Genomic DNA, 13,692 nt, shown 5'->3' on the forward strand with positions numbered 1-13,692 from the left:
CGGTCCTCGTCTGCGCAGGGAGTGGGTCAGGCGTTGGGGCCCACGGCGAGCCCGCTCAGGCGCAGGGTGCGCCCGTTGTACTGGAGCGCCGTGGCGCGCCGGGGCTCGGAGGGGTCGGCGAGGAAGCGCCCGCTGAGCGCGATCCCGCCGTGGCGCTCGGAGACGACGCGGAAGGCGCCGCCCGGCCCGGTGGACAGCGCGCCCTCGAAGCCGTTGGACATGACCAGCCGGTATCCGTCCCGGCTCGGGACGACCTCGGCGGCCAGGCCGCCGTTGCCGTAGCGCCCCGTGACGCGGTCCGGGCCGGGTCCGATGGCGGTGCCCTCGGCCGCGGCGTCGGGCTGGCGGTAGTGGCCCACGTCCACCCCCAGCTCGCGCAGGCCCCGGACCACGTGCTCCCAGGCGGTCACACCGGTGGTGGCGTTGGTGGTCAGCGCCACCACCGAACCGCCCTCGGGGTCCACGCGCAGGTTGCAGGTGGCGCCGTCCAGGGTTCCGTCGTGGCCGTACCACAGGCGGTCCCCGGCCAGGTGCAGCGACCACCCGGCGCCCCAGCCGTCGGCGAGGCCGAAGGGGTCGGCCACGCTCACCGAGCGGCCCATCTCGCGCAGCACGTCCGGGGCGGCGACCTCGCCGTCCAGGGCGGCGTGCCCGGGGTCGAGGAAGGCGCGGCCGAAGGCCGTCAGGGCGGTGGCGCTGGCGGCCAGGCCCCCGGCCGGGGCCAGCGCGGGCTCGATGTGGAAGCCCACCGGATGGGCCCGGCCCGCGCCGTCGACGGCGTGCCCGGTGACCAGGTCGGCGGCGGGGCGGGACCGCGGCGCCGGGACCGGAGCCAGCTCCATGCCGGTGGAGCCGCACAGGTGCGACTCCACGGTCTCCCACCAGTCCTGTCCGGTGACGGTCTCCACGAGTCGGCCCGCCACGGCGTAGCCGGTGTTGGAGTAGGAGAACAGCGTGCCCGGCTCGGCGATGCGGTCCTCGGGCGCCAGGGAGGAGACGTAGCGGCGCAGGGAGGGCGCGGGGGCGGCCTCGGAACGCTCCGAGACCAGCCCGGCGGTGTGGCTGAGCAGGTGGCGGGGGGTGGCGCCCCGCAGGGGGTGTACGGGGCCGCCCAGGTGGTCCAGCACCGGGGCGTCGAGGTCGACGTCGCCGTCCTCCACCAGTTGCATGATCAGGGCCGCGGTGACGGTCTTGGTCACCGAACCCATCGGGAAGAGCGATTCGGGCGCCACGGGGCGCCCCGTCTGGGCGTTCTCCACCCCGGTGGCGCAGGTGTGCAGCTCACCGCGGTGGTAGACCGCCAGTTGGGCTCCGGGGACGCCGGCCTGGTGAGAGGTCCGGCGGAGCAGGTCGGACAGGGCGTCGCGCACGACGTTCTCCTCGTGGGAGTCGGAGGGCACCCGAAAGGCCGGCGCTCGGGACGGGAGCGGCCGGTCGCTTCGGCGGGGACGGGGCGGTACACCGCACGTGCCACGGATACTCACATATCGCTTCGAATCTTGGCAAGGGTTTCGGATATGTCGGGAACCAGGTGACGCGGAATACGGTCCGGGCGTTCCGGGAGATTTCCGGGGTGTGAAGACATTCACCCCGTGCGGGGGCCTTCGTGTTTTTCGATGTGTCCCCCTGTCGTTAGCAGGGTGTTCGCCTTCCGGTCGGGATGGTGAAGGCTTCGGCGGAAGGTCCGTGTCACCTTGTGGACGTCGGTCGACAACGGTCTCGGTTTACCCGTGTGTATGTGTTCCTTCTCACCCGTTCGTACTGATGGAGGGGGGATTGCGGCCAATAGCGCTCCTGTTCGTGTGGGCGTTGCTTTGGTCGTTGAAACGGCGGATTTCCTGTTGTTTCGGGGACGAAGAGATGGTCGGTTGAACGACGTTCGGTCTTTTGCGGAGAACCCCATGTACTGGGTTCTGGAGTGTGGTATGGGCTGCGCGTGGGTCCTGAGCAGGGGTGACGCGTCCACCCGGTGGGGGTGCCCCTCCGCGGAGTGGTGCGGGGGAGCGGCGGCGGGGCCCGTGGCGGGGTGCGGTCCCGGCGGCGCCGGGTGCCGGAGGCGCGCGCGATGGTCCGGTCCGCGATCGGGCGCGAAGTTCCAGGATGGCCGCATGCGGACAGGTATTGGACATTCCTTTACTTTGAGTAATTTAACCACTCCATACGGTACTCAAGCCTTCTGGTGTTGTGCGGCTTTTGTTCGTGTTGTATCGCTTTGTTCTGGCGTGGTCTGTTGAATATGACTTTTGTTGTATTTTGTCTGATTTGAGGCCTGTGTATTCCGTGTGGCGCAAGGTGTTCGGTGTGGGGTTATCTGTCACCGAAGGGAATTTCGAAATGACGAGCTTTTTGGTAAAGTGCCCGGTTGGATAAGGAGATGTGGCAAGCTCTGTCCTCGTGCGGAGGCCCGTCGGGAATGGCGGCCCGATTCGCCTCCGCAGCCCCGCCGCCGGACGGCCGCGCCACCGCGGCGGCGGAGCGCCCGGCCCCGCGCCGCCCCCACGCCCGCCCTTCCGCCGTCCTCCCTTCCGAACACGCGCCAGGAGCCGTCACGTGCTGTCCTCCCAGGAGTCCACCCGCCTCGCCCTCGACCCCGCGGACACGGTCTCGCCCTCCTCGGTCCCGGAGGCCTTCGCCGGGCAGGCGGCCCGCACCCCCGACGCCCCGGCCCTGCTCGGCGGCTTCCCGGCGGTGACCTACGCCGAGCTCGACGCCCGCTCCGCCGGCCTGGCGCGCCTGCTGCTGGCCCACGGGCTCGGTTCCGAGGGCACCGTCCTGCTCGCCCTGGAGCGGGGGCCGCACGTGGTCACCGCGATGCTCGCGGTGCTGCGCGCCGGGGGCGCCTACGTCCCCGTCCACCCCGACGAACCCGCCGACCGGGTGCTGGCCGCGGCCGAGCGCACCGGCGCGCGCCTGGTGCTCACCGACCGGGTGCTCGGCCCCCGCCTGCCAGCACGCCTGGCCGACCTGGCCCGGATCCTCGACCTGGACGCGGAGGGCGGAGGGGACGGACGGGACGGCGCGTCCGGGGACGGTGCCACCACGGGCGGCGTCGCCGGGGACGCCCCCTCCGGCCCGGAGCTGCCCGCCCCCCATCCCGGCGCGCTGGCCTACGTCATGCACACGTCCGGCTCCACCGGTGAGCCCAAGGGCGTGGCGGTCACGCACGCCGACGTGGTGGCCCTGGCGCGCGACCCCCGGTGGGGCGGGGGACGCGACTCCCGGGTGCTGTTCCACTCCTCGCACGCCTTCGACGCGGCCACCTACGAGATCTGGACGCCGCTGCTGCGCGGCGGCGCCGTGGTCGTCGCACCGCCGCAGCGGCTCACGGCCGGGGACTTCGGCGCGCTGGCCCGCCGCCACGGGGTGACCTCCACCTTCGTCACCGCCGCCCTGTTCGACCTGTTCGCCGCCCAGGACCCCTCCTGCTTCGCCCCGCTGCGCGAGGTCATCGCCGGAGGCGAGGCCGTCCCGCCCGGCGCGGTCCGCGCCGTGCTGGACGCCTGCCCCGGCACGGCGGTCGCCAACGGCTACGGGCCCACCGAGACCACCACCTTCGCCACGCACTTCGCCGTGGACCGCGACCGGCCCCCGCTGCTGTCGGTGCCCGTCGGCACGCCCCTGGACGGCGTGCGCGCCCGGGTGCTCGACGACCGGCTGGCCCCGGTCGCGCCGGGTCGGGTGGGGGAGCTCTACGTGGGCGGGGCCGGGGTCGCCCGCGGCTACCTGGGCCGTCCGGGGCTGACCGCGGAACGCTTCGTGGCCGACCCCCTCGGCAGCGGTGAGCGGCTCTACCGCACCGGCGACCTGGTGCGCTGGAACGCCGACGGCCTGTTGGAGTACGTCGGGCGCGCCGACTCCCAGATCAAGATCCGGGGCTTTCGCATCGAACCCGGCGAGGTCGAGGCCGCCCTGCTCGCCCAGGAGGGCGTCGCCCAGGCCCTGGTCACGGTCCGCGAGGACGCCCCGGGCGCGCGCGTCCTGGTCGGCTACGTCGTCGGGACCGCCGACACCGAAGCCCTGCGCGGACGGCTCGCCGACCGCCTGCCCGCCTACATGGTTCCCACCGCCGTCGTGTCCCTGGAGGCACTGCCCCTGACCGCCAACGGCAAGGTCGACCACCGCGCACTCCCCGCGCCCGCCGTCCGTGCCGCCGCCGACCACGTCGAACCGCGCGAGGGCGCCGAGCGCGTCGCCGCCGAGGAGTTCGCCGCGGCACTGGGCCTGGAGCGCGTCGGCGCCCGCGACGACTTCTTCGCCCTGGGCGGCGACTCGATCCTCGCCGCCCGCGTGGCCTGGCGCCTGGGCGAGCGCCTGGGCACCGGCCTCGACCCGCGCGCGCTGTTTCGCCACCCCACCCCCGAGGGCATCGCCGCGGCGGAGGACGCGGGGCGCCACGAGGAGCCCCTCACCCCGGCCGGGCGCGGCCGCCCGCTGCCGCTGTCGGCGGCCCAGCGCCGCCTGTGGTTCCTGCACCAGCTCGACGGCGACAGCGCCGAGTACCACACCGGCAGCGCCTTCCGTCTGCGCGGACCGCTCGACGTGCCCGCGCTCGGCCGCGCCGTGGAACTGCTCCAGGAGCGCCACGAGGCCCTGCGCACCACCTACGACACCGTCGACGGCGAACCCGTCCAGTACGTGCGCGCCCCCCGCGCCGACCTGCTGACCGTGCGTGAGATCTCCCCGACCGACCCGGCCGGCCGGGAGGAGGAGCTGCACCGGCACCTGCTGCGCGAGGTGGACACCCCCTTCGACCTCGTGGCGGGGCCGCCCACCCGCGCCCTGCTGCTGCGCCTGGACGACCGGGACCACGTCCTGGTCCTGAGCACCCACCACATCGCCTGCGACGGCTGGTCGGTCGACCTGCTCCACCGCGACCTCGCCGCGTACTACCGGGCCGCCGTGCGCGGCGAGGAGGCCGACACCCGAGCGGAGATCGACTACGCCGACTTCGCCGTCTGGGAACAGGGCCGCTGGGAGGGGGCCGAGGCCCGGCGCCGCCTGGAGCACTGGGCGCGCACCCTGGAGGACGTGCCCCCGCTGGCCGTCCCCACCGACCGGCCCCGGCCCGCCCGGCGCACCACCGCCGGAGCCGTCCACCGCACCAGCCTGACCCCCGACCAGCTCCGGGGCCTGCGCGCCCTGGGCGGCGAGTGCGGTGCCACGCTCTTCGCGACCCTGGCGGCCCTGACCCAGGCGGTGCTCTCGGCCGCGTCCGGCTCCGCCGACGTCGCCCTGGGCGCGGCCTCAGCCGGACGCGACCACCCCCAGCTGGAGGACGTGGTCGGCTTCTTCGTCAACCCGGTCGTGCTCCGCTCGCGCCTGCGCCCGGGCACCACCGCGGCCGCGTTCGTCGGGCAGGTGCGCGCCGAGGCCGACGCCGCCCTCGCCCACGAGATGCCCTTCGACCGCGTCGTCGACGCCCTGGTCACCGAGCGCGACCCCGCCCGAGGCCCCCTGTTCCAGGCGCTGATGGTCCTCCAGAACGCCCACACCGGCGGCCTGGAGCTGGAGGGCCTGCGCGCCGAGGAGGTCGACCTGCCGCGCACCGCGGCCCTGGCCGACCTGGTCTTCGAGTACGCCGAACGCGACGGCGCCCTGCGCCTGTCCGTCGAGTACAACACCGACCTGTACGACGCCGGGCGCGTGGCGGCCCTGGCCGACTCCCTGTCCCGGCTGGCCGACGCCGTCGTCGCCGACCCCGGCCTGGACCTGGCCGCCCTGGACCTGCGCCCCGAGGCCGAACGCGCCCTCCTGGGATCCTGGGAGCACGCCCCCGCCCAGGACGCGCCCGCGTCCGTGACCGCCGCGTTCGCCGAGCAGGCCGCCCGCACCCCCCGCGCCCCGGCCCTGGTAGGCGACTTCCCGGCGCTGACCTACGCCGAACTGGACACCCGCTCCGCCGACCTGGCACGCCTGCTGAGGGCGTGGGGAGTCGGCACGGAGGACGCCGTGCCCCTGCTGCTGGAGCGGGGGCCGCACGTGGTCACCGCGATGCTCGCGGTGCTGCGCGCCGGGGGCGCCTACGTCCCCGTCCACCCCGACGACCCGGCCGAACGCGTGGCCTGGACGGCCGCCCGCACCGGCGCGCGCGTCATCGTCACCGACACCGCCTCGCGCTCCCGCCTGCCCGAGGGCACCGACGCGCGCGTGCTGGTCCTGGACGGGCCCGGCCCCTACCCGACCGTCCGGACCGAGGCCCCCCTGCCCGAGGCCGACCCGCGTGCGCTGGCCTACGTCATGCACACGTCCGGCTCCACCGGCGAGCCCAAGGGCGTGGCGGTCACGCACGCCGACGTGGTGGCCCTGGCGTGCGACTCCCGGTGGGGCGGAGGCCGTGACGAGCGCGTGCTGCTGCACTCCTCGCACGCCTTCGACGCGGCCACCTACGAGATCTGGACGCCGCTGCTGCGCGGCGGCGCCGTGGTCGTCGCACCGCCCGGACGCATGAGCGCCGAGGAGTTCGGCGCGCTGGCCCGCCGCCACCGGGTGACCTCCACCTTCGTCACCGCCGCGCTGTTCAACCTCTACGCCGCCCAGGACCCCTCCTGCTTCGCCCCGCTGCGCGAGGTCATCACGGGGGGCGAGGCCGCCAGCCCGGCGAGCGTGCACCGGGTGCTGCGGGCCTGCCCCGGCACGGCGGTCGCCAACGGCTACGGGCCCACCGAGACCACCACCTTCGCCGCCCACCACACCGCCGCGCGCACCGCCGAACCGGTGCGCACCGTCCCCGTCGGCACGCCCCTGGACGGCATGCGTGTTCGGGTGCTCGACACCCTCCTGCGACCGGTGCCCCCGGGCGCGGTCGGGGAGCTCTACGTGGGCGGGGCCGGGGTCGCCCGCGGCTACCTGGGGCGCCCGGGGCTGACCGCCGAGCGCTTCGTGGCCGACCCCTCGGGCGACGGCGAACGCCTCTACCGCACCGGCGACCTCGTGCTGTGGAACGGCTCCGGAGAGCTGGAGTACGTCGGGCGCGCCGACTCCCAGGTCAAGATCCGGGGCTTTCGCATCGAACCCGGCGAGGTCGAGGCCGCCCTGCTCGCGCTGGAGGGCGTCGCCGAGGCCGTCGCCCTCGTGCGCGCCGCACCCGGCGGCGGGCGCAGGCTCCTCGCCTACGCCGTGCCCTCGGAGGGGGAACCGGGCGAGGAGGCCGCGGAGGAGTGGCGCCGCGCCCTCGCCCGCACCCTGCCCGGCTACATGGTGCCCGCCGCCGTCGTGGTCCTGGACGCGCTGCCCCTGACCGCCAACGGCAAGGTCGACCACCGCGCACTCCCCGACCCCGGGCACGGCGGGGAGCACGCCGCCCCCCGCACCGACACCGAGCGGGTCCTGGCCGAGGTGTTCGCCTCCGTCCTGGCCGTGGAGCGCGTCGGTGTCCACGACGACTTCTTCGCCCTGGGCGGAGACTCCATCCTCAGCATCCAGATGGTCTCCCGCGCACGCGGGGCCGGTGTGGAGCTGAGCAGCCGCGACGTCTTCTCCCACCCCAGCGTCGCCGCCCTGGCCGAGGTGGCGCGCGTGCGGCGTCCCGGCGCGATCGGTGCCGGACCGGTGAGCGGCCCGCTCACCGCCACGCCCGTCATGGGCTGGTTCGACCGCACCCACCCGGTGGCGCCCGACCACTTCGCCATGTCCGTGCTGCTCGACCTGGCCCAGCCCCTGGAACCGCGCGCCCTGCGCACCGCACTGGCCGCCCTCGCCGACCACCACGACATGCTGCGCCTGCGGCGCGACGGCGACGGCCCGCGCGTGGCCGAACCCGGCACGGCCACCCCGCCCCTGAGCGTGGTCGACCTGTCCGGGCACGAACCCGGGCGGGCCCGCCACCTGGCCGAGGAGAGCATTCGAGCCGCCCACGGCGGCCTCGACCTGGCCCGCGGCCCCGTCTTCGCCGCCGTCCTGCTCGACTCCGGCCCCGACGGCTCCCGGCTGCTGCTGACCGCCCACCACCTCGTCGTGGACGGGGTGTCCTGGCGGGTGCTGCTGGAGGACCTGGCCACCGCCTACCGCCAGGCCGCCGAGGGCGCGCCCGTGGACCCGGGGCCGCGCACCACGCCCTTCTCCGTGTGGGCCGACCGCCTGGCCCGGCACACCGCGCGGGGGGCCTTCGACGCCGAACTCGACACCTGGGCCGAGGTCGCCGCCGTCCGCGCCGAACTGCCCCGCGACCTCCCGGGCCGGGGCAACGGCCTGGTGCGCGACCAGCGGGTGGTCACCGCCGGGCTGTCCGAGGAGGACACCCGGCGCCTGCTGGGCGAGGCGCCCGCGGCCTTCCGCACCCGAGTCAACGACCTGCTGCTGTCCGCCCTGGGCCGGGTGCTGTGCGAGTGGACCGGTTCCGCGCGCGTGCCCGTGGACCTGGAGGGCCACGGCCGCGAGGACCTGTTCGAGGACCTGGACACCTCGCGCACGGTGGGCTGGTTCACCACCGTGTTCCCCGTCGTGCTCACCGGCGGACCCGACCGGACCGACCGCATCCGCGCCACCAAGGAGATGCTGCGCGCGGTCCCCGGCAACGGCCTGGGCTACGGCGCGCTGCGCCACCTGGGCACACCGGAGCAGCGGGTCCGCCTGGACCGCGACCCCGCGCCCGGCGTGAGCTTCAACTACCTGGGCCGCTTCGACACCGACCCCGGGCGGGGCGCCCTGCACACCGGGCTGCGGCTCAACCCCGGCGGCGAGCACTCCCCGGACGAGGAGCGCGCCCACCTGGTCGAGGTGGTGGGCCGCTTCGAGGGCGAGCGCCTGGTCTTCGACTGGTACCACGCCGCCACCGTCCACGACACGGCCACCGTGCGCCGCCTCGCCGAGGCCATGGCCGCCGAACTCGCCGCGCTGGCCGACCACTGCCTGGACCCCGCCCACGGCGGGGCCACCCCCTCCGACTTCCCGCTCGTGCGCCTGGAGCAGGACGAGGTCGACCGCCTCGTCGGCGACGGCCGCGACGTCCAGGACGTGTGGCCGCTCACCCCCATGCAGCAGGGCATGTTCTTCCACTCCGCCCTGGAACCCGACTCCGGCTCCTACCTGGAGCAGGTCGTCGTGGACCTGGACGGCGTGGGCGACCCCGGGGCCCTGGGCCGCGCCTGGCGGCGGGTGGTCGCGGCCACCCCCGTCCTGCGCGCCCGCGTGGCCTGGGAGGGACTGTCCGAACCGGTCCTGCTCGTGCACCGCGCCGTCCCCGTCGAGGTGCGCCACCTCGACCTGCGCGGCGCGACGGAGGAGGAGCGCGGGCGGGCCCTGGCCGACCACCTGGCCCAGGACGCCGCCCGGGGCGTGGACCCCGTCCGCGACCCGCTCCTGCGCGTGGCCCTGCTGCGCACCGGCGACACCTCCGTGCGCCTGGTGTGGACCTTCCACCACCTCGTCCTGGACGGGTGGAGCCTGCCCCTGGTCCTGGAGGACGTCCTGGCCGCCTACCGGGGCGGCGTCCCGGCCGCGCGCCCCGACTTCCGGGAGTACCTGCGCCGCCTGGCCGGACGCGACACCGGGGAGGGGCTCGCCTTCTGGCGGGGCGTGCTGGAGGGCGTGGCCGAGCCCACGCCGCTGCCCTACGACCGGCCGCCCGCCGCCCTGCGCGCCGCCCGCTCCAGCGCCCGCAGCGAAGCCGTCCTCGCGCCGGAGCGGGCGGGGGCCGTGCACGCCTTCGCCCGCGCCCACGGCCTGACCGTCAACGCCGTGGTCCAGGGCGCGTGGGCCCTGCTCCTGTCCGCGTACTCGGGGCGGACCGACGTCGTCTTCGGCGCCACCACCTCCGGGCGCCCCGACGACATGCCCGGTGTGGAGGCCGCGGTGGGCCTGTTCATCAACACCCTGCCGGTGCGCGTGGCGGTCGACCCCGCCGAGCCCGTGGCGCGGTGGCTGCGCCGCCTCCAGGAGGACCAGGCGCGCTCGCGGGCCCAGGACCACCTGTCGCTGGCGCGCGTGCAGGCCGAGGCCGGACTGCCCGGCGACACCCCGCTCTTCGACAGCGTCGTGGTGTTCGAGAACTACCCCGTGGACGAGGCGGCCGCAGCCGAACACGGGCTGCGGGTCCGGTTCGTCAACGCGGTGGAGGCCACCAACTACCCGCTCGCGCTGAGCGCCTACGCCTCCGACGGGCTGCGCCTGATCCTGGGGCACGATCCGGCGTGCTTCGACGCCGCGACCGCGGACCGCCTCCTGGAGGACCTGGAGCGCATCCTGGTATCGCTCACCGAGGACCCCGAACGCCCCCTGGGCCGAGTGGCCGGAGCCGACCCGGCCCGGTCGCTGGCCCTGGCCGACGGCGGAGGGGAGGGGCCGCCCGCCACCACCGTCACCGCCCTGTTCGCCGAGCGGGTCGCCCGCCACCCCGAGGCGACCGCCCTGGTCGGCGCGGACGGCGGGTGGACCTACGCGGAGTTGGACGCCGAGGCCGACCGGGTCGCCGACCGCCTGGCCGCGCTGGGCGTGGGCGCGGAGTCCCGGGTGCTGCTGCTCATGCCGCGTTCGCCGCGGGTGGTGGCCGCCATGCTCGGCGTCCTGCGCACGGGGGCCGCCTACGCGCCGCTGCACGAGACGGTTCCGGCGGAGCGGGTCGCCTCCCTGGCCCGCGCCCTGGGCGCGCGTGTGGCGGTGGCCGATCCCGGCACGGCCGAACGCTGCGCGGACGTGGAGGCGGTGGTGGGCTACGCCGCCGACGGCACGCTGTCCGGGGCGGGCGAGGGCGCGCAGACCACGGTCCGCCGGGGCCCGGTGCACGGGCACACCGCCGCCTACGTCATGTTCACCTCGGGCTCCACGGGCACACCCAAGGGCGTGGTGGTCGACCACCGGGCCGTGGTCGCCCTCAGCGCCGACTCCCGCTGGCGCGAGGGGCACGACAGGGTGCTGTTCCACTCCCCGCACGCCTTCGACGCCGCCACCTACGAGGTCTGGGTGCCGCTGCTCAACGGCGGAACCGCGGTGGTGGCGGACGGGCCGGTCTCCGCCGACTCCCTGCGCGGACACACCGCCCGGCACGGGGTCAGCGCGGTCTTCCTCACCACCGCACTGTTCAACCTCTTCGCCCAGCAGGACCCGGAGTGCTTCGCGGGGCTGCGCCAGCTGTGGACCGGCGGGGAAGCAGCCGACCCGGCCTCCCTCGCCCGCGTGCGCAGGGCGTGCCCCGACACAAAGCTGGTGCACGTGTACGGGCCCACCGAGGCCACCACCTTCGCCACGTGCACCCCGCTGAGCGCGGAGGAGGCCGACGCCGGGCACTGCCCGATCGGCCGCCCGATGGACGCCACCGGCGCCCACGTCCTGGACGCCGCGCTGCGCCCGGTTCCGCCCGGCGCGGTGGGCGAGCTGTACCTGTCCGGGCCGGGGACGGCGCGCGGCTACGACGGCCAGCCCGGCCTGACCGCCGAGCGCTTCGTGGCCGACCCCTTCGGCGACGGCGGGCGGCTCTACCGCACCGGCGACCTGGTGCGCTGGTCCGCCGAGGGGCGCCTGGTGTTCGTGGGCCGCGCGGACGGCCAGGTGAAGCTGCGCGGGTTCCGCATCGAGACGGGCGAGGTGGAGGCCGCCCTGCTCCGTGGGCCCGAGGTCGCCCAGGCCGTGGTGCTGGTGGCCGATGCGCCCACAGGGGGACGCCAGCTCGTCGCCTACGTCACCGGAGAGGAGGTGGACGCCGACTCGGTGCGCGAGCGCCTGTCCCGCGAGCTGCCCGCCTACATGGTGCCCGCGGCCGTCACCGCGCTGGAGGCGCTGCCGCTCAACGCCAACGGCAAGGTGGACCGCGCCCGCCTGCCCGAACCCGCCTGGGCGCGCGCCGCCGCGCCCGTCCACGTCGAGCCGGGCACCCCCACCGAGGAGGCCGTGGCCGAGGTGTGGGGGCGCGCACTGGGGCTGGAGCGCATCGGGCGCGACGACAACTTCTTCGACATCGGCGGGGACTCGGTGCGCAGCCTCCAGGTGGTGCGCGAGGTCGAACGCCTGCTGGACGTCACGGTGCCCACCCGGCTGCTGTTCGACCACCAGACGGTGCGCGCCTACGCCGAGGCGGTGGAGGACGTGCTGCTGGAACAGATGTGACGCGGGTCGCGGGCCCCGCCGACCGGCGGCGCCCGGGGCGGTTCAGCGGGCGCGGCGCGCCCGCCCGCGTGCGCCGGGCAGGGCCACGTGCCCCTTGGTGACGAGGTGGAACCGCTCCAGGCCGGGGCACTGCACCTGCACCACGACGGTGCCGTGCTCCATCGTCCGCAGCGGGTGGGCCGCGACGCGGTGCCCGGCCGCCGCCAGCCGTTCGACGACGGCGGCCCGCTGGAGGGGCACACCGGTGCCGGGCGGGACGGTCTCGGGCGGCACCGCGCCCGTCGGCGCCCCGCCGATCCGGTCGGAGAAGTCCAGCATGGCGCAGGCCAGGAGCCGGGGATGTCCGGCGAGCCTGGCGCCGACCCCGGCGGCGACGTCGTGGTCGGCGACCAGGCGCGCGAACGGACCGGAGCGGTCCGGCGCCGCCGACTGCTCGGCCACGACCCGGGCGAGCAGCTCGCCCTGGACGAACTCGGTGACGGCGCGCTCCACGGCCAGTTCGCCCGACAGGGAGGCGCCCAGGCCGTAGCGGTGGTCCGGGGCGCCGCTACGGCGTTCGGGGGCGTAGGCCATGACCACGGGCACGCCGAGGTCGGTGGTCAGGTCGAGCAGGACCACCGGGCCGCCGACGAGGTCGCGGGCGCGGTCCAGGTGGGCGCGCAGGCGGCCGGGCAGCGCCTCGCGGGGCACGCGCGCGGGCATCGGGCCGCCGTCGTAGACGGAGCGCAGCAGGAACAGCGAGAACGCGTCGCGCTCCACCCACTCGTTCAGGGCGTGCAGGAGCGCCTCGTCGCGGGTGGCCCCGATCGCGCAGCCGGAGTTGACGCTGTAGGACATCGCCGACCGGTACTCGGCGGTGTCGCCCAGGGCGCGGCGGGCCTTCGCCGCCTCCCCGCCCGGGACCGGGTACCACGGTGCCCACAGGAACACGGGGACGTCGACAGGCGGGCCGCCGTCGAGCGCCTCGTGGCGCACGCAGGCCACCCGCGCGCCCTTCTGCGCGGCCACGTCGCGGACCGCCCGGTCGGAGGCGAAGGGCCCCTCGGCGAGTTCCGCGGCGTCCACCAGGCGCACCGGCAGCGTCTCCAGGACGGTGGGGCCGGTGAACGCGTGCTCCAGGGCCTCGAACTGCGCGCCGACGCGCGCGGGGGCGCCGGGCCCCTTGCCCGCGCCGAGTCCGTAGGGGACCTCCGATCCGTCGGCGTCCCACAGGCCGCACTGGACGGCGGTCGGTTCGCGGTCGTCGAGCACCCGGTAGCGGGCGCTCCAGCCGAGGGCGCCCACCTCGGCGCGGACCCGCCGCTCCGCCTCGTCCAGCGTGAGTTCGCGCTCCCGGGTCCCGGACCAGCTTCCGGAACCCGGACCGGGGAGCGGGGAGGTCCGCTCCCCGGACACGGTGATCCACGCGGATCGCGTCACCGCGCTACTCCGCGGTCTCCTCGTCCAGTTCCTCGACGGCCGGGGCGATCTCGTCCGCGCTCTCCAGCGGGGCGGTCCACTCGTATCCTGCGCAGGCCATGTTGCGGCTCCTCGGCGGTAGACACACGGGGCGCGTACGGGGTTGTCCGCGCCCCCGTCCTGCCTACCCCGCGAGGTGACTCCCGTCACTCGAAAAGCGGGAGAAATGACCGATCCGCCAGTTTCGGTACGGGGTCC

Annotated in this window: 3 protein-coding genes; 1 reads left to right on the forward strand and 2 read right to left on the reverse strand. The window is 75.7% G+C overall.

Going from position 1 to position 13,692, the window contains the following annotated elements; all coding sequences use genetic code 11:
* Positions 1-26 precede the first annotated feature (26 nt).
* Positions 27-1,400, reverse strand: a complete 1,374-nt coding sequence (locus tag HGB44_RS01270; protein WP_061083702.1) for a serine hydrolase domain-containing protein — start codon at positions 1,398-1,400, stop codon at positions 27-29.
* 1,150 nt (positions 1,401-2,550) lie between these two features.
* Between HGB44_RS01270 and HGB44_RS01275 the strand changes: the two genes are divergently transcribed.
* On the forward strand, positions 2,551-12,036 hold the full coding sequence (locus tag HGB44_RS01275) for a non-ribosomal peptide synthetase (protein WP_168443877.1): 9,486 nt from the start codon (positions 2,551-2,553) through the stop codon (positions 12,034-12,036).
* A 42-nt stretch (positions 12,037-12,078) separates the two neighbouring features.
* On the opposite strand, the gene HGB44_RS01280 is transcribed toward HGB44_RS01275, so the two are convergent.
* Positions 12,079-13,455, reverse strand: coding sequence for a YcaO-like family protein (locus tag HGB44_RS01280; protein ID WP_061083533.1), 1,377 nt, complete (start codon positions 13,453-13,455; stop codon positions 12,079-12,081).
* Between the last annotated feature and the right edge of the window lie 237 nt (positions 13,456-13,692).

It is taken from the genome of Nocardiopsis alborubida (genome assembly GCF_012396365.1).
Taxonomy (GTDB): Bacteria; Actinomycetota; Actinomycetes; order Streptosporangiales; family Streptosporangiaceae; genus Nocardiopsis; species Nocardiopsis alborubida.